The organism is Streptomyces sp. NPDC006458 (genome assembly GCF_040612135.1).
Lineage (GTDB): Bacteria > Actinomycetota > Actinomycetes > Streptomycetales > Streptomycetaceae > Streptomyces.
The window spans coordinates 103,822-127,890 of sequence record NZ_JBEXPR010000001.1 but is presented as its reverse complement, the minus strand read 5'-3'; the positions used below and the strand labels follow the sequence as shown (position 1 = coordinate 127,890).

Annotated in this window: 22 protein-coding genes; 9 read left to right on the top strand and 13 right to left on the bottom strand. The window is 73.1% G+C overall.

What is annotated here, in order from left to right; all coding sequences use genetic code 11:
• Positions 1-29: 29 nt before the first annotated feature.
• Entirely contained in the window at positions 30-1,376 is a 1,347-nt protein-coding gene (locus ABZZ79_RS00595; RefSeq protein ID WP_356684923.1) for a glycosyl hydrolase, read from the bottom strand.
• Positions 1,377-1,508: 132 nt separating this feature from the next.
• Here ABZZ79_RS00595 and ABZZ79_RS00590 point away from each other — a divergent pair, with 132 nt between their 5' ends.
• Positions 1,509-2,795 (top strand): ATP-grasp domain-containing protein, encoded by a 1,287-nt coding sequence (locus ABZZ79_RS00590; protein WP_356684921.1) that lies wholly within the window; start codon positions 1,509-1,511, stop codon positions 2,793-2,795.
• 90 nt (positions 2,796-2,885) lie between these two features.
• Here ABZZ79_RS00590 and ABZZ79_RS00585 read toward each other — a convergent pair whose 3' ends face one another.
• The 3 genes from ABZZ79_RS00585 to ABZZ79_RS00575 all read right to left on the bottom strand — a co-directional run bounded on the left by ABZZ79_RS00585 (position 2,886) and on the right by ABZZ79_RS00575 (position 5,011).
• Complete coding sequence (locus tag ABZZ79_RS00585; RefSeq protein WP_356685831.1) at positions 2,886-3,869, bottom strand: LPXTG cell wall anchor domain-containing protein; 984 nt, start codon at positions 3,867-3,869, stop codon at positions 2,886-2,888.
• 199 nt (positions 3,870-4,068) lie between these two features.
• Positions 4,069-4,296 (bottom strand): chaplin, encoded by a 228-nt coding sequence (locus ABZZ79_RS00580; RefSeq protein WP_356684920.1) that lies wholly within the window; start codon positions 4,294-4,296, stop codon positions 4,069-4,071.
• Between the two features lie 301 nt (positions 4,297-4,597).
• The gene (locus ABZZ79_RS00575) at positions 4,598-5,011 is read right to left on the bottom strand and encodes a rodlin (protein WP_356684918.1); all 414 of its coding nucleotides are present in this window, start codon (positions 5,009-5,011) and stop codon (positions 4,598-4,600) included.
• 290 nt (positions 5,012-5,301) lie between these two features.
• Here ABZZ79_RS00575 and ABZZ79_RS00570 point away from each other — a divergent pair, with 290 nt between their 5' ends.
• From ABZZ79_RS00570 to ABZZ79_RS00560, 3 genes are all read left to right on the top strand, one after another.
• Entirely contained in the window at positions 5,302-5,700 is a 399-nt protein-coding gene (locus ABZZ79_RS00570; protein WP_356684916.1) for a rodlin, read from the top strand.
• Between the two features lie 107 nt (positions 5,701-5,807).
• A complete protein-coding gene (locus ABZZ79_RS00565; RefSeq protein WP_356684914.1) occupies positions 5,808-6,821 on the top strand; it encodes an LCP family protein in 1,014 nt (337 codons plus the stop codon).
• A 178-nt stretch (positions 6,822-6,999) separates the two neighbouring features.
• Positions 7,000-7,395 (top strand): rodlin, encoded by a 396-nt coding sequence (locus ABZZ79_RS00560; RefSeq protein ID WP_356684912.1) that lies wholly within the window; start codon positions 7,000-7,002, stop codon positions 7,393-7,395.
• 598 nt (positions 7,396-7,993) lie between these two features.
• Here the strand turns inward: ABZZ79_RS00560 and ABZZ79_RS00555 are convergent.
• The 3 genes from ABZZ79_RS00555 to ABZZ79_RS00545 all read right to left on the bottom strand — a co-directional run bounded on the left by ABZZ79_RS00555 (position 7,994) and on the right by ABZZ79_RS00545 (position 13,198).
• On the bottom strand, positions 7,994-9,538 hold the full coding sequence (locus ABZZ79_RS00555; protein WP_356684910.1) for a von Willebrand factor type A domain-containing protein: 1,545 nt from the start codon (positions 9,536-9,538) through the stop codon (positions 7,994-7,996).
• Positions 9,539-9,689: 151 nt separating this feature from the next.
• Positions 9,690-10,544, bottom strand: coding sequence for an ABC transporter permease (locus tag ABZZ79_RS00550; protein ID WP_356684908.1), 855 nt, complete (start codon positions 10,542-10,544; stop codon positions 9,690-9,692).
• The gene (locus tag ABZZ79_RS00545; protein WP_356684906.1) at positions 10,541-13,198 is read right to left on the bottom strand and encodes an alpha/beta fold hydrolase; all 2,658 of its coding nucleotides are present in this window, start codon (positions 13,196-13,198) and stop codon (positions 10,541-10,543) included. The genes ABZZ79_RS00550 and ABZZ79_RS00545 overlap by 4 nt, the downstream gene beginning before the upstream one ends.
• A gap of 116 nt (positions 13,199-13,314) precedes the next feature.
• Here ABZZ79_RS00545 and ABZZ79_RS00540 point away from each other — a divergent pair, with 116 nt between their 5' ends.
• Positions 13,315-13,725 carry a GNAT family N-acetyltransferase gene (locus ABZZ79_RS00540; protein ID WP_356684904.1) on the top strand — a complete coding sequence of 137 codons (411 nt, stop codon included), beginning with the start codon at positions 13,315-13,317 and terminating at the stop codon, positions 13,723-13,725.
• Positions 13,726-13,810: 85 nt separating this feature from the next.
• Positions 13,811-14,647: a hypothetical protein gene (locus tag ABZZ79_RS00535; protein ID WP_356684902.1), complete on the top strand. Its 837-nt coding sequence runs from the start codon at positions 13,811-13,813 to the stop codon at positions 14,645-14,647.
• A 35-nt stretch (positions 14,648-14,682) separates the two neighbouring features.
• Here ABZZ79_RS00535 and mmsA read toward each other — a convergent pair whose 3' ends face one another.
• From mmsA to iolC, 5 genes are all read right to left on the bottom strand, one after another.
• A complete protein-coding gene (gene mmsA, locus ABZZ79_RS00530) occupies positions 14,683-16,185 on the bottom strand; it encodes a CoA-acylating methylmalonate-semialdehyde dehydrogenase (RefSeq protein ID WP_356684900.1) in 1,503 nt (500 codons plus the stop codon).
• Between the two features lie 14 nt (positions 16,186-16,199).
• Positions 16,200-18,077, bottom strand: a complete 1,878-nt coding sequence (iolD, locus tag ABZZ79_RS00525) for a 3D-(3,5/4)-trihydroxycyclohexane-1,2-dione acylhydrolase (decyclizing) (protein ID WP_356684898.1) — start codon at positions 18,075-18,077, stop codon at positions 16,200-16,202.
• Positions 18,074-18,886 carry a 5-deoxy-glucuronate isomerase gene (gene iolB / locus ABZZ79_RS00520; protein ID WP_356684896.1) on the bottom strand — a complete coding sequence of 271 codons (813 nt, stop codon included), beginning with the start codon at positions 18,884-18,886 and terminating at the stop codon, positions 18,074-18,076. The genes iolD and iolB overlap by 4 nt, the downstream gene beginning before the upstream one ends.
• Positions 18,887-18,894: 8 nt before the next feature.
• The gene (locus ABZZ79_RS00515) at positions 18,895-19,755 is read right to left on the bottom strand and encodes a deoxyribose-phosphate aldolase (protein ID WP_356685829.1); all 861 of its coding nucleotides are present in this window, start codon (positions 19,753-19,755) and stop codon (positions 18,895-18,897) included.
• Positions 19,756-19,883: 128 nt separating this feature from the next.
• Positions 19,884-20,849, bottom strand: a complete 966-nt coding sequence (gene iolC, locus ABZZ79_RS00510; RefSeq protein WP_356684894.1) for a 5-dehydro-2-deoxygluconokinase — start codon at positions 20,847-20,849, stop codon at positions 19,884-19,886.
• Positions 20,850-20,995: 146 nt separating this feature from the next.
• Between iolC and ABZZ79_RS00505 the strand changes: the two genes are divergently transcribed.
• The 3 genes from ABZZ79_RS00505 to ABZZ79_RS00495 all read left to right on the top strand — a co-directional run bounded on the left by ABZZ79_RS00505 (position 20,996) and on the right by ABZZ79_RS00495 (position 23,017).
• Positions 20,996-21,922: a sugar phosphate isomerase/epimerase gene (locus ABZZ79_RS00505; RefSeq protein WP_356684892.1), complete on the top strand. Its 927-nt coding sequence runs from the start codon at positions 20,996-20,998 to the stop codon at positions 21,920-21,922.
• Positions 21,923-22,200: 278 nt separating this feature from the next.
• On the top strand, positions 22,201-22,401 hold the full coding sequence (locus tag ABZZ79_RS00500; protein WP_356684890.1) for a MerR family transcriptional regulator: 201 nt from the start codon (positions 22,201-22,203) through the stop codon (positions 22,399-22,401).
• A gap of 52 nt (positions 22,402-22,453) precedes the next feature.
• Complete coding sequence (locus tag ABZZ79_RS00495) at positions 22,454-23,017, top strand: GNAT family protein (RefSeq protein WP_356684888.1); 564 nt, start codon at positions 22,454-22,456, stop codon at positions 23,015-23,017.
• On the opposite strand, the gene ABZZ79_RS00490 is transcribed toward ABZZ79_RS00495, so the two are convergent.
• Positions 22,998-24,041: a zinc-dependent alcohol dehydrogenase family protein gene (locus ABZZ79_RS00490; RefSeq protein WP_356684886.1), complete on the bottom strand. Its 1,044-nt coding sequence runs from the start codon at positions 24,039-24,041 to the stop codon at positions 22,998-23,000. The genes ABZZ79_RS00495 and ABZZ79_RS00490 overlap by 20 nt on opposite strands.
• Between the last annotated feature and the right edge of the window lie 28 nt (positions 24,042-24,069).

The window sequence follows — 24,069 nt, the reverse complement described above, 5'->3', positions numbered from 1 at the left end:
GGGCCCGCCGCCATCCGGCGCCTGTGCGGTCAGGGCAGCCGCGACCACCAGTCGAACTTGACGCACAGCTTCCCGCCGAGCCAGTACTCGACCCAGTCGCCCATCTCCAGCGGCGAACAGTCGGCCGGGGGCTGCGGGGGCTGGGTGGGGGCCGTCGGTGTCGGCGTGGGCTCGGCCGGCGTCGGTGTCGGCGCCGGTTCCCGCGTACGGCCCGACAGCACCTGGCGGTACACGGCGGAGGCCTCGGGGTTCTGCCCGCACTGCCACACGCCGTGCGGACAGTAGTCCGTCACCGTGTTGTACAGCGGCTTGTGCTCGTCCATCCAGGCGAGCATGCGGCGCATGTACTCGGCGTTGTCGCCGTTGCGGAACAGCCCCCACTCGGGATAGGAAATGGCCTTTCCATGGGCCTTCGCGAAGTCCACATGGGCCTGAAGTCCGTAGGGCTCCTTCACCTGTTCGTCGAACGACAGGCCTTCCGGCTGGTCGTAGGCGTCCATCCCGACGATGTCGACGGTGTCGTCACCGGGATAGCACTGCGTCCAGGCAATGGCGTCCCGACCACGGCTCGGCGTGAAGTCGAAAATGAACTTCTGCCCGGACACGGACCGCATGGTGGTGACGATCCTGTTCCAGTACGCCTTCCAGGACTCGGGGTCCGGTCCGCAGCGGTGGGTGTACGTGATGCCGTTCATCTCCCAGCCGAGCACGATCACCGTGTCGGGCACCCGCAGCTCGACCAGCCGCTCGGCCAGGGTGCGGAAGTGACGGTCGAACGCCCCGGACGCGCCCTGCCGCAGCAGCCGGCGCACCTCGGCGTCGGACAGACCCGCCTCGTTGCGCTCCAGCATGGGCACGTTGAGGACGAGCATCCGGTCCTCCCGTTCGGTGCGCCAGTCGGCCCACACGTCCAGGAAGCCGGGCAGCCCCTCGATGTTGCTCCAGCGGTCGCCGGGCAGGTAGGTGTGGCCGACGCGCAGGTCGGCGCCGCCCAGCCAGGCGCTGAGCTCGGCGATCCGGGCCACGCCACGGGCGCCGTAGTCGAGGTAGGCACCGAAGGCGGGCTTCGGCTGCGCGGCCGGGGTGGTGGCCGTCCCGGGGGTCTCGGCCGGGGCCGGGGGCCGCACGGCCTCGCCGGAAGCAGCCGGGGCCTGGGCCGCTGCCGGGTCGGGGGTGGCTGCCGGGTCGGGGGACGCTGCCGGATCGCCGGCCGCGGGCGCGGGGGACGCCGGCGCGGGAGCGGGAGGGTCGCCGACCGCCACCACCGCGAGTCCCGCGGCGAAACCGGGGCCGCACGCCAGGGCGGCCGACGCCGCGACCGTCGCCGCGACCAGCGCCAGGCGCCGGGACCGGGACCGACGTTGCTGTGGGGCCATACCTGCTCCCTTCTTCTCTCTCGCGCTCAGTACTGACACTCAGTCATATGAATGGGCTTCCCGCCAGCGCCGTTACGGCGTCCGTGTGCCCCGCTCGCCCGCCCGGGTGATCCGACGTAAGGAAATCCGTCCGTGCCCCTGTTCGATGTTCGCGTTCCCGCCGTGCTGCTGCGGATCGACCGCAACCCCTTTCACCACGGAACGCTCGGGGCGGTCCGGTCCCTGGGCCGGGCGGGGGTGGAGGTCCATGTGGTCGCCGACTGCGCGCACAGTCCGGTGCGCGCCTCGCGCTTTCTGCGCGGGCTGCACGCCCCGCCGCCGCCCGGCGCCTCCGACGCGGTGATCGCGGCCGTCCTGGGCACGGTCGCCGCCCGGGTCGCGCGGCCGGCCGTACTGGTGCCGATGGACGACGCGGGCGCGGTCGCGGCGGGCCGGCTGCACGGCGAGCTGGGCTCCGCCTATCTGCTGCCCGGCCCCTCCCGCACGGCGCCCGAACACGTCGCCGACAAGGCGGAGCTGGCCTCGGTGTGCGCGGCGCTGGACGTACCGCATCCGCGGACGCTGCTGCCGGACAGCCCGGCCGAGGCCGCCGCGGCCGCCTGGCGGCTGGGACTGCCGGTGGTGGCGAAGTGGAGCCGTCCGTGGCTGCTGCCACCGGGCAGCGGACTGCGCAGCACGGTCCTGGTGCAGTCCACCCGCCAGGCGCGGGAGCTGCACGCGCGCGGTGCCGAGGCGGGCTGCGCGCTGCTGCTCCAGGAGTTCCTGCCGCCGGGTGAGAACCGCGACTGGTTCTTCCACGGCTACGCCGACCGCACGGGCTCGGTGCACGGTGGCGGGTCCGGTCGCAAGCTGCGGTCCTGGCCGCGCGCGGCGGGCCTGACCTCGGTCGGCACCTGGACGCCCAATCCGCGGGTGCGGGCGCTCGCCGAGCACATCGTCACAGGGCTCGGCTACCGCGGCATCCTCGACCTGGACTTCCGGCTCGGCGACACCGGCCACTACCACCTGCTCGACTTCAACCCGCGTCCCGGCGCCCAGTTCCGGCTCTTCGCCGACGGCGCCGGACTGGACGTCGTCCGCGCGCTGCATCTGGACCTGACCCACCGGCCGCTGCCGCAGGGGCGGCCGCGGCCGGGTCGGGAGTTCGTCGTGGAGAACTACGCGCCGCTCACCGCGCTGCGGCCGGCGTCCGCGGGCCGGGAACTGGCCTGGCACGCCGCGGACGACCGGTCGCCCGGCCGGGCGCTGCGCTCGATGTGGTCCCGGCATGTGGCGGGCAGGCTGCTGGACCGGCTGCCGGCGGCGCGGCAGGAGCCGCCGGCCGAGGTGCACCGCGTGGTCCGCCAGGGCGGGGCGCCCGTCGAGACCGACTCGGGCGCGGGCCGGCGCATCGACGACGAGAAGGCCGGCAGCCACTGACGTACGCGTGCGCCCCGGGTGACGAGGGGAGGGATGTCACCCGGGGCGCGGCGCGGCCGGTCACGGCCGCCGGGGCTCAGCGCTCGGCGCTCAGCGGTGGGACCCGGTCCGGCGGCCCCGGCGGAAGAGCAGGGCTCCGGCCGCGATCAGCACGGCGCTGACACCCGAGGCGGCGATCAGGGCCTCGCCGCTGCCGGTGTCGGGCATGTGCGGGCCGTGGCCGGGGGGCTTGGTGCCGCCCGTGTGGGGCGGGTGCGTCGTCGGGGGCTGCGTGGTGTGCGGGGGGTGCGTCGTCGGCGGGCTCGTGGTGTGCGGCGGGTGCGTGTGGGGCGGCTTGGTGTGCGGGGGCCTGGTGTGCGGCGGCTTCGTGTGCGGGGGCTTCGTGGGAGGCGGCGAAGTCGTCGGCGGGTGCGTGGTGTGCGGGGGCTTGGTGTGCGGCGGGTGCGTGTGGGGCGGCTTCGTGTGCGGCGGGTGCGTGGTGTGCGGGGGCTTCGTGTGCGGCGGGTGCGTGTGCGGCGGCTTCGTGTGGGGCGGCTTCGTGTGCGGCGGGTGCGTGGTGTGCGGGGGCCAGGTGTGCGGGGGCCAGGTGTGCGGGGGCCAGGTGTGCGGGGGCCAGGTGTGCGGGGGCCTGGTGTGCGGGGGCTTCGTGTGCGGCGGCTTCGTGTGGGGTGGCTTCGTGTGCGGCGGGGACGTCGTCTGCGGCGGGGACGACGGGGTGTCGCCGTAGCCGCCGTCGGAGGTGTCCCCGTCGCCGTAGCCGCCGTCGGAGGTGTGCTCGTCGCCGTAGCCGCCGTCGGAGGTGTCCCCGTCGCCGTAGCCGCCGTCGGAGGTGTCCCCGTCGCCGTAGCCGCCGTCGGAGGTGTCCTCGTCGCCGTAGCCGCCGTGGCCGCCCTGGTCGTCGCAGCGCTTGCCGAAGGGGCCGTCGCCCATGTCGATCGCGTCGAAGGCCTCGTCGCACAGGCCGGGAACGGAGGAGTCGGACGATTCATCGCTGTAGCCGGAGTCGTCGTCCGAGGCGGATCGCTGGTGGCCCGACGTCGCGCCGGGTGAGGCACCGGGGGTCGCCCCGGACACGTAGTCCGCGAGGGCGGGGCTGCCGCACAGGGCCAGAATGCTCGTCGCGGCGGCGGCCGCGACCATTCCCTTGCTCAGGGTCTGACGCACGCTCGTGTTCTTCCTGCTTGATGGGATGAGAAAGGCCGGCCCCGGAGCGGTGTTGAGGAACGGTCCGGGGCCGGCCGTGGCGCGGCCGCGCGATTGCTGTCGAACGACGTCAGTCGTTGACGCAGGCGTTGCCGAGCGTCGGGTTCAGCAGGGCGATCACGTTGACGGTGTTGCCGCAGACGTTGACCGGGATGTGCACCGGGATCTGGACGACGTTGCCGGACAGCACACCCGGGGAGCCGACGGCGACGCCCGTGGCGTCCGAGTCGGCGAAGGCCGGAGCGGCTCCGCCAAGGGCCAGGATCGCGCCCGCGACGAGGGCAGCGGTCTTCTTCATGGACTTTCCCTTCTTCTGCGGTCATGCCCCTATGACGGCCGAAGCCGAGCGGGCTCGACTGGAGTGGGCCCGCACCATGACCGGCAGGTTGTAGAACGAGGGATAGACGGAAGAGGCAACTGATGAACGCGAGTCGCGGGGGAATTCACTCGTACGTCCTCACAGAATTGACGCCGAGTGCGAGCAGGAGAGGCAACGCTTCGCCTGAGTGGTGGAAAATCAGGGTGATACGTTTGACGCGGACGAGGCCGCCGGAACGGGCGGGTAAAACGCCTCGTTCCGAGCGGCCCCTGACGGCGGATCAGCCGTTCTGCACACCGTTGCCGGACAGTGCCGAGATGTCGCTGAGGATGTGCGACAGCGGCTCGTCGCCCTTGGCCTGGGTGGAGTTCTCGGCGCACTGCTGGTTCTGCGGGGCGGCCAGCACGTTGATGTCCTGGACGGCGACCGGCACCAGTACCCCGAGGAGCGGGCCGACGTTGGCCTTGACCGGCAGACCGGCGCAGAGCTTGTTGACGGAGCCCTGCACCAGGGTGGCCTGCGGGCTCATGTCGCCCTTGGTCACCGAGTTGCCGAACGCGGACTGGGCGCCGTTGCCGCTGGCGGAGTGGGTGCCGTCGTCGTTACCGATGGCAAGCGCCTGGGGGGCGGCCGCCGCCGCCACACCCACGACGGACGCGGCGACCGCCGCAGCGGCCATTGCCTTCTTCAGCATTTCGCTTTCCTTTCCTGACCCACCACGCGGGTTTCGTCCCGCCTCGCGGGTTCCTGCCGACCCATCAAGCGGGTGCCTGCTCCCGCATCAACCCCAGGACACGGGATTGGTTGCGGGCATTCACCCGGAAGGATCGTTCGGCGGACGGACATTCATGGAATCCGGCCCGAATGCCCTGACGCACCCCCGCTCACGTGGGCCATTCGAGTGAATGGGGGCAACCAAGCCCGCCGAGGGGAGTTGGTCAGGAAGCTCCGGTGGACGGGGTTTCTCCAGAAGGGACTCAGCTAGTGATCAAGAAGGTTCTGGCCATCGCCGCGGTCGCCGCCTCCGTTGCCGGTGGCGCCTCGCCGGCCATGGCGATCGGCAACAACGACGGCACCCAGTCCGCCAGCGGCAACGGCGCCTCGCAGTCGTTCGGCAACTCGGCCACGTACGGCAACATGAGCCCGCAGATGGCGCTCATCCAGGGCTCGCTCAACAAGCCCTGCATCGGCCTGCCCGCCAAGGCGAACGTCGGCTCCCTGCTGGGCCTCGTGCCGATCGCCGTCCAGGACGTCAACGTGCTGTCCTCCCCGCAGAACCAGCAGTGTGTCGAGAACTCCACCCAGGCCAAGGGCGACGAGGCGCTGTCGCACATCCTGGACGACATCTCGGTGCTCGCCGGCAACGGCGCGGGCAACGGCTGATCCGTCGCGGCACATGGGCTCCCCGTGTGAGCCCTGGGGCTGTATTCCGCAGCCCCGCCCAGCGGGCCGCCGAATTCTCGGCGGCCCGCTGGCTTACCTTGCGTCGCGTGACGATCAAGAAGACCCTGCGGCTCGCCGTGCCGTGCCTCGCCCTGGCCACCACCGCGGGCCTGCTCGGCGCCGCCGTGCTCCCCGACCGGCAGGCGCCGCGCGCCATGAACATCCTCCTGATGGGCACCGACACACGGGACACCACGACCGCCGAGGAACAGCGCGAGTTCTACGCGGGCGGCATCGCCTGCGACTGCACGGACTCGCTGATGCTGGTTCACGTCTCGGCCGCCCGGGACCGGGTGAGCGTCGTCAGCCTGCCCCGTGACTCCCTCGCCGAGATCCCCCCGCACCGCGACGGGACCGGCCGGGAGTACCCGGCTCATCCCGCGAAGATCAACGCCGCGTACGCCGAGGGCGGCCCACGGCTCACCGTCGACACCGTCGAGTCGATGACCGGCGTGGAGGTCGACGGCTACCTCCAGGTGGACTTCCGGCGGTTCATCGACAGCGTCGAGCAGGTCGGCGGGGTCGAGGTGTGCACCGCGCGCACGCTGCGGGACCCGGCCACCAAACTCGACCTGTCGCCCGGCAAGCACCGGCTCGGCGGCGGGCCGTCGCTGCAGTACGTGCGCTCCCGCAAGACGGACGACAGCGCCGACCTCGGGCGCATCCAGCGCCAGCACCGGTTCCTGGTCGCGGCGCTGCGCGGGCTCCAGGGGCGCAACCTGCTGACCGACCGCGAGGGCATGAAGCCCTTGGTGCGGACCTTGATGGGCCAGGTGGAGCAGGGCCTCGACGCGGGCGGGCTGCTGGAGCTGGCGGCGGCCCTGCAGAAGGTGCCGCCCTCGGCGACGGAGTTCACCACGGTGCCGGTCTCCGGGTTCAACCCGGAGATCCCGAAGATCGGCTCGACACTGGCCTGGGACCGTGTGAAGTCCGCCGAGATGTTCACCAGGCTGCGCGAGGACCGGCCGCTGCTCAAGGTGGGCGAGGATCCCCTGCCCAAGGACCCGCCCGGTTTCGAGCCCGCAGCACCCGTCCGCGGCAGCGCGCTGGCCTGCGAGTGAGCCGTGCGGGACGGAGCCTGCGGGACGGGGCGTGCCGGACGGGGCGCACCCGGGGGCGTTCGTCCCATGATCGGAGTGCGCTGCGCCGATCGGGGGGTTTTCCGCAACCCGGGCCCCGTTCCCGCCGTTGACGATCATGCAACTCCCCACCGGAGTCCGGTTTTCGAAGGGAACGATCATGAAGAAGCTGTGGGCAACCGCGGCTATCGCCGCCACCGTCGTCGGCGCCGCCTCCCCGGCCATGGCGATCGGTGACGGCGACGGCACCCACTCCGCCAGCGGCAACGGCGCCTCGCAGGAGTTCGGCAACTCGGCCACGTTCGGCGACATGAGCCCGCAGCTCTCGCTGGTCCAGGGCTCGCTGAACAAGCCCTGTGTCGGTCTGCCGCTGAAGGCGAACGTCGGCTCGCTGATCGGCGCGATCCCGATCGCCGTTCAGGACATCAACGTGCTGTCCTCGCCGCAGAACCAGCAGTGTGTCGAGAACTCCACCCAGGCCAAGGGCGACGAGCCGCTGTCGCACATCCTGGACGACATCTCGGCCCTGTCGGGCAACGGCGCGGGCAACGGCTGAGCATCCCCGCTCCCCCGCGACGGCGGGCCACCGGTTCACGGTGGTCCGCCGTTCGCATGCCCGGGGCGGTCCGGCTCCCCAGCCGCGGTACGGCTCCTCGATCTCGTCGGCGCGGGCCGCCGGACCGCCCGCCGCTCGGCCTTCACGGACGGGGTGAGCATTCCGTCTCCCTTGGTGAACTCGTCCTCCACGAGGGCGAAGGCACACATGGACCCGGCGCGCGAGACGGCCTTGTCGGCATGGTCGACGGCCCGCTGTACCTCGGGGCGCGTCCGCGGGTCCCGGACCAGCTCGGCCGGGGGCGCGCCGGGGGACGGTCCTGCGACAACGGCCCTGGCCGGCTCACGGCGACGACGCCGTTCGGCCCACGACCACGCCCCCGCGCCCCCGGCACCCATGGCCCCCGCTCCCCCGGCACCCATGGCGACAACCCCGGCACCGGCCCTCGACAACGACCCTGGCGGGCCCGCGACAACAGGCCGCACGGCGGTCCACCGCCCCGGCCGGCCCACGACGAGGAGCCGGACCTGCCGACGGCGACGGCCCGGGGCAGCCGACGACGGCCCCGCGACAATCCGCCGCGCGCCGCCCCCGAGGCTCACATCATTCGGTCCGCCTGGCGTACCGCGTCGGCCAGTTGGCCGACCGCCGGGTCCTCGGTGCGGTCGGCCAGTTCCTCGGTCTGCTCGGCGAGGCGGGCGAGACCGGGGGTGCCCGGCAGCGGGCGGAAGCGCTCGGCGTCGCCCGAGCCGCGCAGCGCGTCGGCGAAGTACGCGGCGGCCACGGTCACCTGGAAGCGGGGGGCCGCGGTGCGCACCGAGTCGTGCAGGGACGACGACTCCAGTTGCCCGGAGCGCTCGTGCGGGGTCCGCGTCGCGGGGTCGAGCCAGCGGACGGTGGCCGTGGCGAGGTGTCCGGAGGCCCCCGGCGCGGTGCGCACCGCGTACAGCGCGGTCACCGTGTGGCCGGGGCCGACCTCGCCGCCGTCGACCCGGTCGTCCCGGAAGTCCTCGTCGGCGACGGCCCGGTTGTCGTAGCCGACCAGACGGAACTCCTGCACCGTGGCCGGGTCGAAGGCGACCTGGGCCTTGGCGTCGCGGGCGGTGAGGTCGACATGCCGGGGCAGTTGCTCGCAGAAGACCTCACGGGCGTCCTCCTCGTCGGACACATAGGCGGTGTGCCCGTCGCCGCGGTCGGCGAGGCGTTCCATCAGGGCGTCGCCGTAGTCGCTGCCGACGCCCACGCCGAAGAGGGTGATGCCGTACTCGCGGCGGGAGGAGTCGATCTTCTCCAGGATGGTGTCCGCGTCGGTGTCGCCTGTGTTGGCGAGGGCGTCGGAGACCAGCACGACCCGGTTGGTGGCGCCCTCGCGCAGACCCTCGACGGCGGTGGCGTAGCCGTTCTCCACGCCCGCGCCGAGGTTGGTGGAGCCGAGGACCTCCAAGCGGTCGACGGCCTCGTGGATCTCCTCGCGACGGTCGCCGAGCCGGGTCATCGGCAGGACCGTCTCGGCCTCGTCGGAGAAGGTGACCAGGGCGACGGAGTCGTCGTCGCGCAGCCGGTCGGTCATCACGCCGAGGGACCGCTTGGCGAGGTCCAGCCGGCCGGGCTCGGCCATGGAGCCGGAGACGTCGACGACGAAGGTGAGCGCGGCGTGCGGGCGTTCGCCCCGCTCCTCGGGCAAGCGGGTGGCGAGGCCGACCCGGACCAGCGACCAGTCCTCCTCGGAGGTGCGGGCGCCGTCCACGGAGACGGTGAAGCCGTTGCCGTCGGGGCGGTCGTACTCCTGGCGGAAGCTGTTGACGAACTCCTCCGGGCGCACCTGGGAGGGGTCGGGGGTGCGGCCCTCGGCCAGGACGCGGCGGGTGTAGCCGTAGGAAGCGGTGTCCACGTCGAGGGCGAAGGTGGAGAGCAGGTCGGGGGCCCGCTCGGTGTCCTCGCGCAGATCCTGCTCGTCGCCGGTCGGCCGCGGGGCCTGCGGGGCCGGGAAGCCGGAGGACTTGTTCCCGGAACTGTCCTCGCTGTGGCCCGCACCGCCCTCGCCGCAGCCCGTGAGCAGCAGGCCGCCCGCCGCCACGAGGGCGGTCAGCGCGCCGCCGAGCCGCCTCGCGCGCCGCCGTGTCCGTGTGCCGTAGCGCTTCATCTTCCGTGCCCCCTGGGTTCGTTGACGTCGTGGTACGTCTGCGACTGTGACGTCGCGGGGGCGCGGAACGTGCGTGACGGGGCGTTGCGGATGGGTCTCGAAGCGGGCACGAACACGGCCCGTCGAGACCGGTGGGTGATCTTCCGGTGACCTAGGAGACGACGTCCTTGCGGGCGAAACCGCGGAAGGCCAGCGCGAACAGCACCAGGGCGTACGTTATGGAAAGCGCGGTCCCCTGGATCATGCCGGACCACTCCATCCGGGGCTGGATGGCGTCGGCCCAGGCGAACTGCCAGTGCGCGGGCAGGAAGTCGCGCCAGCCGCCGAGGGCGGTCACCGCGTCCAGCACATTGCCGACGATGGTCAGACCGACCGCGCCGCCGACCGCGCCGAGCGGGGCGTCGGTCTTGGTCGACAGCCAGAACGCGAGCCCGGCGGTGACCAGTTGGGACACAAAGAGGTAGGCCACGACCACCACCAGCCGCTGCGCCGCGGTCGCCGCGTCCAGCTCGCCGCCGGTCGGGATCGCCAGTGGGCCCCAGCCGTAGGCGACGGTGCCGACGGCGAGGGCGACGACCGGCAGCAGGATCATCGCGGCGAGGCTCATGCCCAGCGCGACCACCAGCTTCGACCACAGCAGGCGCGCCCGGGGCACGGGTGCGGCCAGCAGATAGCGCAGGGAGGACCAGCCGGCCTCCGAGGCGACGGTGTCGCCGCAGAACAGGGCGACGGGGATGACCAGCAGGAAGCCCGCCGACACGAACAGGTTGACCGCGGCGAAGTTGGCGCCCGACGCGGTGGCCGTGTCCAGCAGGGTCACCTGGCCGTTGCGGCCGCCGGGCTCGCCGCCGATGGCGAAGGCGACGACCAGCACGAAGGGCAGGGCGGCGAGGATCGCGGCCATGACCAGGGTGCGGCGGCGCCCGAGCTGGCGGACCCACTCCACGCGCAGGGGCAGGGTGCGGCCCGCCCGGTAGCCGGAGGCGGCCTCGGTGAGCGTGCTCATGCGGTACCTCCGATCAGGGTGAGGAAGGCGTCCTCCAGGCGGCGGTGCGGTCCGACCGAGATGACGGGCACGTCCAGCCGGACCAGTTCGGCGACCAGCCGCTGCGGGGTGCCGTCGGGGTCCTCGCTGTCCAGCCGGATCAGCAGGCCCTCCTCGGTGCCGGTGGCGGCGGCGACACCGGGCAGCGCGGCCACCTTGTCCACCACCGCCTCCTCCAGCGGCGCGGTCGTGCCGACCAGCAGTGTGTCGCCGTTGCCGGTGATCTCGCCGACCGGGCCGGCCTGCACCAGGCGGCCGCGGTCCATCACGACCAGGTGGGTGCAGGACTGCTCGACCTCGGCGAGGAGATGGCTGGAGACGATGACCGTACGACCGGCCGCGGCGTAGCGGATCATCACCTCGCGCATCTCGCGGATCTGGGGCGGGTCGAGGCCGTTGGTCGGCTCGTCGAGGATCAGCAGGTCGGGCAGGCCGAGCATGGCCTGGGCGATGGCGAGGCGCTGGCGCATGCCCTGGGAGTAGGTGCGCACCGCGCGGGCGAGCGCGTCGCCGAGCCCGGCGATCTCCAGGGCCTCCTCCAGGTGGGCGTCCTCGGGCGGGCGGCCGGTGGCGCGCCAGTACAGCTCCAGGTTCTCCCGGCCGGACAGGTGCGGCAGGAAGCCGGCGCCCTCGACGAACGCGCCGACCCGGGACAGCACGGGCGCGCCGGGGCGGACGGCCTGGCCGAAGACGTGGATCTCGCCGCCGTCGGGCCGGATCAGGCCCATCAGCATGCGCAGGGTGGTGGTCTTGCCCGCGCCGTTCGGCCCGAGCAGGCCGAGGACCTGGCCTCTCTCCACGCGGAAGGACAGGTCGCGGACGCTGTAGCGGTCACCCCTGGCGTACTTCTTGCTGAGGTCGGTGATCTGCAGGGGCACCTCGGCCAGGGCCGGGTCCGGCGCGGGCGCGGTGGTGCGGCGGCGGGCGCCGAGCAGCAGGGCGAGGGCGACGGCGGCCGCGGCTACGGGCAGCCACCACACCCAGGCGGGCAGCGGCGCGGCGGCGGTCTCCACGCGCGGGGCGGTGGGCACGGACAGGGGGCTCTCGACGGAGACCTTGTAGGTCGCCGGGGCGGCCGGGGAGGCGTAGCCGAGGTCGGTGGAGGCGAGCACCAGGCGCAGCCGGTGGCCCTTGTCGATCTCGTGGTCGATGGCCGGGAGGGTGAGGGTGACGTCCTTGCCGTCGCGGGCGCCCTCGACGCGGACGGGCGCGACGAGCTGGGCGGGCAGCACCTGGCGGGTGCCGTCCGGCCCGACGTCGTAGACCTTGCCGAACAGGACGGCGTCCTCGGTGCTGGACTCGACGTGGACGGTGACGGCCGGCGAGCCGGTGACGCGCAGCGGGGCCGTCAGGGGCGCCGAGTCGAAGCGGGCGTGCTGGCCGGGGAAGTCGAGGGAGACGCCGACTCCGAGGGAGGACAGCCGGGCGAGGCCGCCGCCGGTGCCGAGGCCGGGCAACGCGGACACGGCGGGCGGGACCGCCCCGGCCGGGTTGGCGAAGGTCTGCTCCCGGCCGCTCAGGGTGACCTCGCGGGGGTGGGCGCGCAGGCCCGGGTAGGTGTCGGCGCTCGCGCCGCGCAGCTGGGCGGTGCCGTCGGTGGTGTCGATGCCGCCGGTGCGGGTGACGCGGAAGGCGGGGCCGGTGTCCGCGGACCTGTCGTCCTTGAGGTAGCGGTCGAACCAGGCCGTCACCCGGGAGCGGACGCGGTCCGGCTCCAGGTCACCGCCGTCGTGGCCGCCTGCGATCCAGTCGACGTCGACCGGGGCGCCGTTCGCCCGGATCGCCCGTGCGGCGGCGTCGGCGTGGCCGAGCGGGAAGAGGGAGTCGGACTGGCCCTGCACCAGCAGGGTGGGCACCTTGATGCGGTCGGCGACGGCGGACGGGGAGCGGGCGTCCAGCAGGGCGCGGGCCTCGGCGTCGGGTGTGCCGGACTCGGCGACCCGCTCGTACATCCGGCACAGCCGGGGCTCGAAGGCCTGGCAGCCGCCGCCCGTGGTGACGAAGACGCCCGCCCACAGCTTCTTGAACACCCCGTCGGGGAACAGGGCGTCGGAGAGGTTCCAGTAGGTGATCGCCGGGGCGATGGCGTCCACCCGGTCGTCGTGCCCGGCGGCCAGCAGGGCGACCGCTCCGCCGTAGGAGGCGCCGGCGACGCCCACGCGCGGGTCGCCCGGCTCGTCCAGCCGGACCTGGGGGCGGGTGGCGAGCCAGTCGATCAGTCCGGAGACGTCGGCGACCTCGCCCTGCGGGGCGTTCAGCCCGATCCTGCCGGTGGAGGCGCCGAAGCCGCGGGCGGACCAGGTGAGGACCGCGTAGCCGTCTCGGGCGAGGTCCTCGGCCTGCTCGCGGACGTCGTCCTTGCTGCCGCCGAAGCCGTGCCCGAGCAGCACCGCGGGGCGGCGGCCGGCCGTCGCGGTCGTGAAGTACGAGGTGTCGAGCCGCACCCCGTCCGCCACGGTCATGACCTGGTCGGTGCGGCGTACCGGGGGCGCGTCGTCGTCCGCGACGGCCGACGCGACCGTCCACGTACCAGCCCCCGCGAGCACGAGGACGGCGGCCGCGGCGGCGAGCAGCCGCCTGGGCCGCCGCAGCGGGCCGGGCACTCGAAGATCCATGGTGTCAACGGTACGGGGCACCGCTGACAGGCTCAGCAGACCGCAGACCGAACTCCCCGACCTCCCTGAGGCGTATACCGGGTCGTGCGCGTACCGCGGTCGTGGTACACGGACGTATGGAGATCCGCAGAGCCATGACAGCCGCCGAACTCAAGGCGGCGGAGCATCTCTTCGACGACCCCGTGCGCCCGGAGTGGGCGGACCGCTTCCTGGCCGCCGCCGGGCACCATCTCTTCCTCGCCTACGAGGGCGCGGAGCCGGTCGGGTTCGTGTCCGGGGTGGAGACGGTCCACCCGGACAAGGGCTCCGAGATGCTGTTGTACGAGCTGGGGGTCGACGCGGCGCACCGGCGCCGGGGCATCGGGCGGGCGCTGGTCGAGCGGCTCGCCGAACTGGCCCGCGAACTCGGCTGCTACGGGCAGTGGGTGCTGGTGGACACCGGCAACGACGTGGCGCTGGCGGCCTATCGGAGCGCGGGGGGTGTGACGGAGGGCAGCTGCACGGTGCTGACCTGGGAGTTCACCTGAGCAAATCCGTTTGTCCACAAGGCTGTCAGTGGGTTTCGATACAGTCGCCGTTCACAACTGACACACAGCAGCGGGGTGGGGACAGATGAAGCTGCGGCACACAGCCGCCTGGGTCGGCGTCACGGCCATAGCACTCGTGACGACCTCGGCGTGCGGGGCGGACAGCGCGCGCAAGGCCGCCGACGCGGTCGACAGCACCGACGTGATCATGGCCGCGCTGGCGCGGGCGACGGACCGTACGGAGGACGTCGGTTCGGCGCAGGTCGACATGACCGCCGACATGGGCACCGGCACGCCGGTCAGCATGGACGGCACGTACTCGTGGGGCGACGGCTTCGCGTTCGACGTCGAGATGGACACGGCGGCCGTCCAGATGCAGGCGCTCCAGGACACGCCGACGACCCGCATGCTCTTCGTGGACGGCGCCTACTACTACGACGTCGACCCGCAGCCCTCCGGCCCGCTGGCGGGCAAGGAGTGGATGAGGATCGACGCGTCGGCGGTGTTCGGGGAGAAGGGCGCCGAGGCGTTCAGCGGCAGCGCCGGCACGGGCAGCCCGGCCGCCTCCATGCGCACCCTGAAGTTCGCGCGCAACGTCTCCGACCTCGGCGAGGAGACCGTCGACGGCAAGTCCACGGTGCACTACCGCGCCGAGCTGGGCCAGAAGGAGCTGGGCAAGTTCGCGGACGCGTACACCGGCGAGGACAACCCGTTCAACTCGGTGACGGGCGCCATCGACACCATCGTGATGGACATCTGGGTCGGCGAGGACGACCTGCCGGTCCGGCTGAAGCAGGACATGGGCAACGCCAGCGTGACCATGGACTTCAAGAAGTTCGGCGCCACGGCCGCGGTGACGGCGCCGCCCGCCGCGCAGACCGGTGACCTCACCGAGCAGGTCAAGGAGATGCAGCAGGGCTGAGCCCGGGCACCTGGGCACCCGGGCTCACGAGGACATCAGTGATTGCGCGGGAAGCCCAGGTCCACGCCCGCCGGGGCCTCGGACGGGTCGGGCCAGCGCGTGGTGACGACCTTGCCGCGGGTGTAGAAGTGCGTGCCGTCGTTGCCGTAGACGTGGTGGTCGCCGAAGAGCGAGTCCTTCCAGCCGCCGAAGGAGTGGTAGCCCACGGGGACGGGGATCGGCACGTTCACGCCGACCATGCCGGCCTCGATCTCCAACTGGAAGCGTCGGGCCGCGCCGCCGTCCCGGGTGAAGATCGCGGTGCCGTTGCCGAACGGCGAGGCGTTGATCAGGGCCACGCCGTCCTCGTAGGTGTCCACGCGCAGCACGCACAGCACCGGGCCGAAGATCTCCTCCTGGTAGGCCTTGGCGGTCGTGGGCACCTTGTCGAGCAGCGAGATGCCGATCCAGTGGCCGTCCTCGAAGCCGTCGACGGTGTAGCCGGTGCCGTCGAGCACGACCTCCGAGCCCTCGGCGGCCGCGCCCTCGACGTAGGACGCCACCTTGTCGCGGTGGACCTTCGTGATCAGGGGGCCCATCTCGGAGGTCGGGTCGTTGCCGGGGCCGATCTTGATCTTCTCGGCGCGCTCGCGGATCTTGTCCACCAGCGTGTCGGCGATCGAGCCGACCGCCACGACGGCCGAGATGGCCATGCAGCGCTCGCCGGCCGAGCCGTAGGCCGCCGACACGGCGGCGTCCGCGGCCGCGTCCAGGTCGGCGTCCGGCAGGACCAGCATGTGGTTCTTGGCGCCGCCCAGGGCCTGGACGCGCTTGCCGTTCGCCGAGGCCGTGGTGTGGATGTAGCGGGCGATCGGGGTCGAGCCGACGAAGGACACCGCCTTTACGTCGGGGTGCTCCAGCAGCCGGTCCACGGCCACCTTGTCGCCGTGCACGACGTTGAACACGCCCTCCGGCAGACCGGCCTCGGCCAGCAGCTCGGCGATCCTGACGGACGCCGAAGGGTCCTTCTCGGACGGCTTGAGGACGAAGGTGTTGCCGCAGGCGATGGCGATCGGGAACATCCACATCGGGACCATCGCCGGGAAGTTGAACGGCGTGATGCCCGCGACCACCCCGAGCGGCTGGCGGATCGCGGCCACGTCCACGCGGCTGGCGACCTGGGTGGACAGCTCCCCCTTGAGCTGCACGTTGATGCCGCAGGCCAGGTCGACGATCTCCAGGCCGCGGGCGACCTCGCCGAGGGCGTCGGAGTGCACCTTGCCGTGCTCGGCGGTGATCAGCGCGGCGATCTCGTCGCGGTGGGCGTCGAGCAGCGCGCGGAACTTGAACAGGATGGACGTGCGCTGGGCCAGCGAGGACTGGCCCCAGGTCAGGTAGGCCTCCTTGGCGGCCGCGACCGCCGCGTCGACCTCGTCGACCGACGCGAAGGCGACCTCCGTGGTGACGGCGCCGGTGGCCGGGTCGGTGACCGGGCCGAAATTGCCTGACGCGCCCTCGACGGTCCTGCCGCCGATCCAGTGGTTGACGATCTTCGTCATGCCCAGTTGCTCCTTCACAGATGGCGGCGTCGGGTCGACACGTGCCGGTCGTACTCCTCGCGGGCCTTCACCGCCGACGCTCGGGTCGCGGTCTCGGCCACAGGAACATCCCACCAGGCCTGCGCGGGCGGCGCGCCCGACACTGTGTCTGCCGTTTCGGTCTCCACGTAGACACATGTGGGAGTGTCGGCCGCCCGTGCCCGAGCGAGGGCCGTCCGCAGGTCGGCCACCGTCCGCGCCCGCAGCACGGTCATGCCGAGGCTGGCCGCGTTGGCCGCGAGGTCGACCGGGAGCGGGGCGCCCGTGTAGCCGCCGTCCGCGGCCCGGAAGCGGTAGGCGGTACCGAAGCGCTCGCCGCCCACCGACTCCGACAGGCCGCCGATGGAGGCGTAGCCGTGGTTCTGCACCAGCAGGATCTTGATGGCGATGCCCTCCTGGACGGCCGTGACGATCTCCGTGGGCATCATCAGATACGTCCCGTCCCCCACCAGCGCCCACACCGGCCGCTCGGGCGCGGCCAGCTTCACCCCGATGGCGGCCGGGATCTCGTAGCCCATGCACGAGTACCCGTATTCCAGGTGGTACTGGTCCACCGACCGGGCCCGCCACAGTTTGTGCAGGTCGCCGGGGAGCGAGCCGGCCGCGTTGACGAGGATGTCCGTCCCGTCGACCAGCGCGTCGAGCGCGCCGAGCACCTGCGGCTGGGTGGGGCGCGCGGCGGGGTCGGCGGCCGCGAAGCAGGCGTCCACGCGCCGCTCCCAGTCCGCCTTGCCGTCGGTGTACCCGGCGAGGTACGCCTCGGTCACCCGGTGTCCGTGCATCGCCAGGGCCTCGGTGAGCTCGGCCAGGCCGCTGCGGGCGTCCGCGATCAGCGGGGTGCCGGCCAGCTGGTGGCCGTCGAAGGGGGCGATGTTGAGGTTGAGGAAGCGGACGTCCGGGTGCGCGAAGAGGGTGCCGGAGGCCGTCGTGAAGTCGGTGTAGCGGGTGCCGACCCCGATGACCAGGTCGGCGGCGCGGGCGAGCGCGTCGGCCGTGGCGGTGCCGGTGTGGCCGATGCCGCCGACGTCCTGGGGATGGTCGTACGGCAGGACGCCCTTGCCCGACTGGGTGGCGGCCACCGGGATGCCGGTGGCCTGTGCGAACTCGGCGACGGCGGCCTCGGCGCGGCTGTGGCGCACCCCGCCGCCCGCGATCAGCAGAGGCCGCCGCGCGGCGCGGATCAGCCGCACGGCCTCCGCCAGCTCGGCCGGGTCGGCCCCTGGTCGTCGTACGGCCCATGTGCGCGTCGCAAAGAACTCCTCCGGCCAGTCGTACGCCTCGGCCTGCACGTCCTGCGGCAGGGCCAGGGTGACCGCGCCCGTGTCGACGGGGTCGGTGAGGACGCGCACGGCCTGGAGCAGGCTGGGGATCAGCGCCTCCGGCCGGTGGACGCGGTCGAAGTACCGGGACACCGGGCGCAGACAGTCGTTCACCGACACATCGCCCGCGTACGGCACCTGGAGCTGCTGGAGGACGGGGTCGGCTGGGCGGGTGGCGAAGATGTCGCCGGGCAGGAGCAGCACCGGCAGGTGGTTGATCGTGGCCAGGGCGGCGCCGGTGACCAGGTTGGTCGCGCCGGGGCCGATGGAGGTGGTCACCGCGTGGGTGGACAGGCGGTTCGACTGGCGGGCGTAGCCGACGGCCGCGTGCACCATGGACTGCTCGTTGCGGCCCTGGTGGAAGGGCATGACGTCGGCGTGCTCCACGAGCGCCTGGCCGATGCCGGCGACGTTGCCGTGGCCGAAGATGCCCCAGGTCGCGGCGATCAGCCGGCGGCGTTCGCCGTCGCGCTCGGTGTACTGGGCGGCGAGGAAGCGGACCAGTGCCTGTGCGACCGTGAGCCTGACGGTCATCGGTATCCCTCCGTGTGGTCCGGGTGGAAGCAGATCCGCCACTCCCGTGTCGCGCCAGGGCCCGCCATGACGTTCAGGTAGTACATGGCGTGGCCGGGCTGGGCGATCGACGGGCCGTGCCAGCCGTCGGGGACGAGCACGGCGTCGCCGGAGCGGACCTCGGCGAGGGCGTCGGCGCCGCCCTCGCGCGAGGGGGAGACGCGCTGGTAGCCGAAGCCGTGCGGGCCGTCGATCTCGAAGTAGTAGATCTCCTCCAGCTCCGTCTCGCGGCCCGGCCGGTGCTCGTCGTGCTTGTGCGGCGGGTACGACGACCAGTTGCCGCCCGGGGTGATCACCTCGACGGCGATGAGCCGGTCGCACTCGAAGGCGTCGGCGGAGGCGAAGCCCCGCACCTGGCGGGCGCAGACACCGCTGCCGCGCTGCTCGACGGGAACCTCCGGCGCGGGGCCGTGGCGGGCGGGGAGTCGTCGCTCGCACTTCGCTCCTGCCAGGGCGAAGCGGCCTCCCGCGCCGGAGGCGATCTGTGTCCGGGTGTCGCGGGGCACGTACGCGAAGTCGGTGACCGACGCGAACACGCTCTCCCTGCCCAGGAGCTGGATAACTCCGTCCGGTGTGTGGACGCTACAGCCGCCCTGGAGCGGCAGCACGATCCACTCGCTGTCCCCTGTGTCGAACACGTGCGTGTCACCCGCGGCGAGTTCGAGCACGCGCAGACTGCTGTGGGTCCAGCCGGCCCGTTCGGGGTCGATGTCGACGGCGTACGCGCCGTGCGCGCTCGCGCCCCGGGGGATGTGCAGCTCCTTGCTCATGGCGGCCCTCACAGCAGTCCTACGGCGGTGTCCACGGCGGCGGCCACATCGCCGTCCGCCGGGTAGAGCAGCGAACGGCCCACGACCATGCCGCGCACGGTGGGCAGCCGGAGCGCCCCGCGCCACGTCTCGTAGGCCCCGAACTGTTCTTCGACGGAGCCTCCGACGTCTCCGCCGAGCAGCACGGCCGGAAGGGTGGTGGTCTCCATGACCCGGGCCATGTGGTCGGGGTTGTCGGTGACCGGGACCTTCAGCCAGGTGTACGCCGAACTGCCGCCCAGGCCCGAGGCGATGGCCAGGGACCGGGTGACGGCGTCGGCCGACAGATCGTTGCGCAGCCGTCCGTCGGGGTCACGACGGCTGATGAACGGCTCGACGAACACGGGGAGTCGGCGCGCGGCCATGGCGTCGATCGTGCGGGCCGCCGTCTCCAGGGTGGTGAGCGAGCCCGGGTCCTCGTAGTCGATGCGCAGCAGCAGTTTGCCCGCGTCGAAGCCGAGCCGTTCGAGGTCCTCGGGGCGGTGGCCGGTGAACCGGTCGTCCAGTTCGAACCGGGCTCCTTGCAGCCCGCCGCGGTTCATCGACCCCATGACGACCTTGTGGTCGAGGGCGCCGAGCAGCAGCAGGTCGTCGAGGATGTCGGCGCTGGCGAGCACCCCGTCGACGCCGGGCCTGGACAGGGCCAGGAGCAGCCGCCCGAGCAGACCGGCGCGGTCGGCCATGGCGAGCCCGTGGTCGCCGACGCCGAGGACACCGCGGGCCGGGTGGTCGGCGGCGATGATCATCAGCCGTCCGCTGTCGCCGACCAGGGGGCGCCGAGGGCGCCGGGCGGCGGCCTCGGCGACGGCCCCGGGGTGGTGGGCGCGCAGCCGGACGAGTTCGGCGACGTCCGCGGCGGGGAGGGCGGGGCCGTGCTCCGCCGGCTGGGGGGACGGGTGCGCGGGGCCGTGCTCCGGTGCCTGGTCCGGGTGGTGCGCCCTGCCGACCCGGCCGCCCCTCACCGCACCGCTCCCTCGCTGAGCGCCGCCGCCACCTCGGCCGCGGTCGGCATCGCCGAGGAGCACTCCAGCCGGGAGGCGACGATCGCGCCGGCGGCGTTGGCGTGGCGCACGGTCGTCTCCAGGTCCCAGCCCGCGAGCAGACCGTGGCACAGGGAGCCGCCGAAGGCGTCCCCGGCGCCCAGGCCGTTGAGGACGGTCACCGGCAGCGGCGGGACCTCGGCGCACTCGCCGTCGGCGCCGACCGCGAGGACACCCTTGGGTCCCTGCTTGACGACGGCGAGCCGGACCCCGGCCGCGAGGAGCGCCCGTGCCGCGGCGTGCGGTTCGCGCAGTCCCGTGACGACCTCCACCTCGTCGAGGTTGCCGACGGCGACGGTGGCGTGGCGCAGGGCCTCGGCGTAGAAGGGGCGGGCCGCCTCGGGGTCGCGCCAGGCCGTGTCCTTCCACAGCGTGGGGCGCCAGTCCAGGTCGAGGACGGTCGTGCCGGACCGGGCGCGGTGGGCGAGCGCCGTGAGGGTCGCCGTGCGGCTCGGCTCCTCGCTCAGGCCGGTGCCGGTGACCCAGAAGACGCGGGTCTCGCGGATCGCGTCGAGATCGAGGTCCCGGGCGTCGATCTCCAGGTCGGGCGCCTTGGGCCGCCGGTAGAAGTACAGCGGGAAGTCGTCCGGCGGGAAGACCTCGCAGAAGGTGACCGGCGTGGGCAGCGCGGCCACGGGCGTCACGAAGCGGTCGTCCACGCCGAACTCGCCCAGCGCCTGGTGGAGATACGTGGCGAAGGGGTCGTCCCCGGTGCGGCTGATCAGGGCCGTACGGCGGCCGAGGCGGGCGGCGGCGACGGCGACGTTGGCCGCGGAGCCGCCGAGGAACCTGCCGAACGTCGTCACCTGCGCCAGGGGAACGCCCGTCTGGAGCGGATAGAGGTCCACGCCGATCCGCCCCATGGTGATCAGGTCGTACGCCATCGAGTTCCCTTCGTGCGGTCGGGCCGGCTCACGGACGGGTGTCCCCTGACGGTTTGTAGTCCGGTCGCGGCAACCCTGTCAATGTTTTGTCCGGACATTCGGACCAGCGCTTGACACCCCTTCCGGCGGGCCGCACGCTGACGCCCATGACGACGACGCCGGCGCAGTCGCTCCCGACCTCACTGTCCCGCATCCGCATCGGTTCGGCGCCCGACTCCTGGGGCGTCTGGTTCCCCGACGACCCCCGTCAGGTGCCGTGGCCGCGCTTCCTCGACGAGGTCGCGCAGGCCGGGTACGAGTGGATCGAGCTGGGGCCGTACGGGTATCTGCCCACCGACCCGGCGGTACTCGCCGAGGAGACCGCGCGGCGTGGCCTGAAAGTGTCGGCGGGCACGGTCTTCACCGGCCTGCACCACGGCCCGGCCGTCTGGGAGAAGACCTGGGCGCATGTCGCGGACAACGCGGCGCTGGCCCAGGCCATGGGGGCCCGGCATCTGGTGGTCATCCCCTCCTTCTGGCGGGACGACAAGACGGGCGAGGTGCTGGAGCCGGACACGCTCACGCCCGAACAGTGGCGGAATCTGACCTCGCTGACCGAGCGGCTCGGCCGTGAGGTGCGCGAGCGCTACGGGCTGACGATCGTGGTCCACCCGCACGCGGACACCCACATCGACACCGAGGAGAACGTCGCCCGCTTCCTCGACGGCACCGACTCCTCGCTGGTCTCCCTGTGCCTTGACACCGGCCACTACGCCTACTGCGGCGGCGACAGCGTCGAACTGATCGAGACCTACGGCGAGCGCATCGGCTACCTCCACCTCAAGCAGGTCGACCCGGAGATCCTCGCCGAGGTGCGCGAGGCGCGGACCCCGTTCGGGCCGGCGGTCGCGCGGGGCGTCATGTGCGAGCCGCCGGCCGGGGTGCCCGCACTGGAGCCGGTCCTTGAGGCGGCGCGGAAGCTGGACGTCGACCTGTTCGCGATCGTCGAGCAGGACATGTACCCGTGCGAGCCGGAGCGCCCGCTGCCGATCGCCCGGCGGACCCGGGCGTTCCTGAGGTCGTGCGGGGCGTAGTGCGCGGGCCGCGCCGGCGGACGGCGCCATAGCACAGGGGGCCCGCCGCCGGGCGGGTCCGGCGCGGGCCGATGCATCACTTCTGTCACAGACATCACTCTCTCGTCACACATGTCCCGGATGTGCGGGACCCCCGTCACACCTGGACCACAGCCGCTTTCCCTCCGCCACCGGGCGTCGTTCATGGGGCACAGGCCTGGCGATCGCCAGCACCGCGCCCGGCTCCCCCGACGGCCGCCCCCGGCCGCGCCGTGGCGCACCGCAGGGAGGTGCGACTCATGACCGACCGACGGCTGTGGTCCTACAAGGAGATCGCGGCGCACATCCAGGTGCAGCCGGACACCGTGCGCTCCTACCGCAAGCACGGCCTCCTGCCGCCACCCGACCACGTGGAGGGCGGCAAGCCGTACTGGTACACCGACACCGTCCTCGCCTGGGTCGCCTCCAGGCCCGGAAACCGGGGGCGCCGGGCCGACTGACCACCGGGAAAACGAGCTGTGCCCCGCCCCCGGGGTGGGGCACAGTGCCGGCATGGACTTCTCGATCAAGCCGGTGCTGACCGGCGAGCGGACCGTGCTGCGGCCCTTCACCCAGGACGACGTGCCGGTGATGGCGCGCATCCTGTCCGACCCCGAGGTGCTGCGGCTGACCGGCAGCCCCGTCGAGGAGTTCGATCCGGACCGGCTGCGGGCCTGGTACGGCAGCCGCGGCGAGCAGAGCGACCGGCTCGACCTCGGCATCGTCGACCGGGCGAGCGGCGAGCTCGTCGGCGAGGCCGTGCTCAACGAGTGGGACGAGCACAACCGCAGCTGCAACTTCCGCATCCTGATCGGCCCCGGCGGCCGGTGCCGCGGCCTCGGCACGGAGGCCGTCCGGCTGATCGTGGGCCATGCCTTCGAGCAGCTCGGCCTGCACCGCGTGTCCCTGCACGTCCTGGCCCACAACCCCAGGGCCCGGCATGTCTACGAGAAGGCCGGGTTCGTGGCGGAGGGCGTCGACCGGCAGGCGGTGCGCCAGGGGGAGGAGTGGATCGACGCCACCCGGATGGCCCTGCTCGCGCCCGAGTGGGCGGCCCTCACCGCCACGGCTCGATGACCGTCACCCCGGCACCCGTGGCCGTGCCCATCCCGGCGAGCGCCTCCGGTACGGCGTCCAGGCCGATGGCCGACGTCACCAGCAGGTGGGGCCGCAGCACGCCCGCGCGGACCGCCTCCAGCATCGCCGGGTAGGTGTGGGCGGCCATGCCGTGGCTGCCGAGGAGTTCCAGTTCGAGGGCGATGGCGCGGGCCATGGGGACGGGGGTCGTGCCGTCGGCCGAGGGCAGCAGGCCGACCTGGACGTGACGGCCCCGCCGGCGCAGGCTCGCGACGGAGGCGGCACAGGTGGCGGGCGAGCCCAGGGCGTCCAGCGACAGGTGCGCGCCGCCCCCGGTCAGTTCGCGCACGGCGCCCGCGGTGTCGGGGACCCGCGAGGCGTGAAGGACGTGCGCCGCCCCGAAGTCACGGGCCAGTTCCAGGGCACGCGGCGAGACGTCGACGGCGACCACGCGGGCGCCCGAGGCCGCCGCGATCATCACCGCGGACAGCCCGACCCCGCCGCAGCCGTGCACCGCGACCCACTCCCCCGGCGCGAGCCGGCCCTGCTGCACGACCGCCCGGAACGCGGTGGCGAACCGGCAGCCGAGCGAGGCGGCGGTGGCGTAGGACAGGTCGTCGGGGATCGCGACGAGGTTGACGTCGGCGTGGTCGAGGGCGACGTACCGCGCGAAGGAGCCCCAGTGCGTGAAGCCCGGCTGGGTCTGTCGCTCGCACACCTGGTGGTCGCCCGCCGCGCACGAGGGGCAGGTACCGCAGCCGCACACGAAGGGCACGGTCACCCGGTCGCCGGACCGCCAGCGGGTCACCCGCCCACCGGTCGCCTCGACGACTCCGGCGAGTTCATGGCCGGGCACGTGCGGCAGGGTGATGTCCGGGTCGTGGCCCATCCAGCCGTGCCAGTCGCTGCGGCACAGGCCCGTCGCCTCGACCCGCACCACGACCCCGTGCTCCGCCGGACGCGGATCGGCCACCTCGCGCACCTCGGCCGGCTCGCCGTACCGCTCGAACACCACCGCTCGCATACGCCACCCCTTTCCGCGGCGAACTCTA

Coding starts and splice junctions, on each gene's coding strand:
- ABZZ79_RS00595 (WP_356684923.1), bottom strand. CDS start 1,376: ATGGCCCCACAGCAACGTCGGTCCCGGTCCCGGCGCCTGGCGCTGGTC.
- ABZZ79_RS00580 (WP_356684920.1), bottom strand. CDS start 4,296: ATGAAGAAGACCGCTGCCCTCGTCGCGGGCGCGATCCTGGCCCTTGGC.
- ABZZ79_RS00575 (WP_356684918.1), bottom strand. CDS start 5,011: ATGCTGAAGAAGGCAATGGCCGCTGCGGCGGTCGCCGCGTCCGTCGTG.
- ABZZ79_RS00560 (WP_356684912.1), top strand. CDS start 7,000: ATGAAGAAGCTGTGGGCAACCGCGGCTATCGCCGCCACCGTCGTCGGC.
- ABZZ79_RS00555 (WP_356684910.1), bottom strand. CDS start 9,538: ATGAAGCGCTACGGCACACGGACACGGCGGCGCGCGAGGCGGCTCGGC.
- ABZZ79_RS00550 (WP_356684908.1), bottom strand. CDS start 10,544: ATGAGCACGCTCACCGAGGCCGCCTCCGGCTACCGGGCGGGCCGCACC.
- ABZZ79_RS00545 (WP_356684906.1), bottom strand. CDS start 13,198: ATGGATCTTCGAGTGCCCGGCCCGCTGCGGCGGCCCAGGCGGCTGCTC.
- ABZZ79_RS00540 (WP_356684904.1), top strand. CDS start 13,315: ATGGAGATCCGCAGAGCCATGACAGCCGCCGAACTCAAGGCGGCGGAG.
- ABZZ79_RS00535 (WP_356684902.1), top strand. CDS start 13,811: ATGAAGCTGCGGCACACAGCCGCCTGGGTCGGCGTCACGGCCATAGCA.
- mmsA (WP_356684900.1), bottom strand. CDS start 16,185: ATGACGAAGATCGTCAACCACTGGATCGGCGGCAGGACCGTCGAGGGC.
- iolD (WP_356684898.1), bottom strand. CDS start 18,077: ATGACCGTCAGGCTCACGGTCGCACAGGCACTGGTCCGCTTCCTCGCC.
- iolB (WP_356684896.1), bottom strand. CDS start 18,886: ATGAGCAAGGAGCTGCACATCCCCCGGGGCGCGAGCGCGCACGGCGCG.
- iolC (WP_356684894.1), bottom strand. CDS start 20,849: ATGGCGTACGACCTGATCACCATGGGGCGGATCGGCGTGGACCTCTAT.
- ABZZ79_RS00505 (WP_356684892.1), top strand. CDS start 20,996: ATGACGACGACGCCGGCGCAGTCGCTCCCGACCTCACTGTCCCGCATC.
- ABZZ79_RS00500 (WP_356684890.1), top strand. CDS start 22,201: ATGACCGACCGACGGCTGTGGTCCTACAAGGAGATCGCGGCGCACATC.
- ABZZ79_RS00495 (WP_356684888.1), top strand. CDS start 22,454: ATGGACTTCTCGATCAAGCCGGTGCTGACCGGCGAGCGGACCGTGCTG.
- ABZZ79_RS00490 (WP_356684886.1), bottom strand. CDS start 24,041: ATGCGAGCGGTGGTGTTCGAGCGGTACGGCGAGCCGGCCGAGGTGCGC.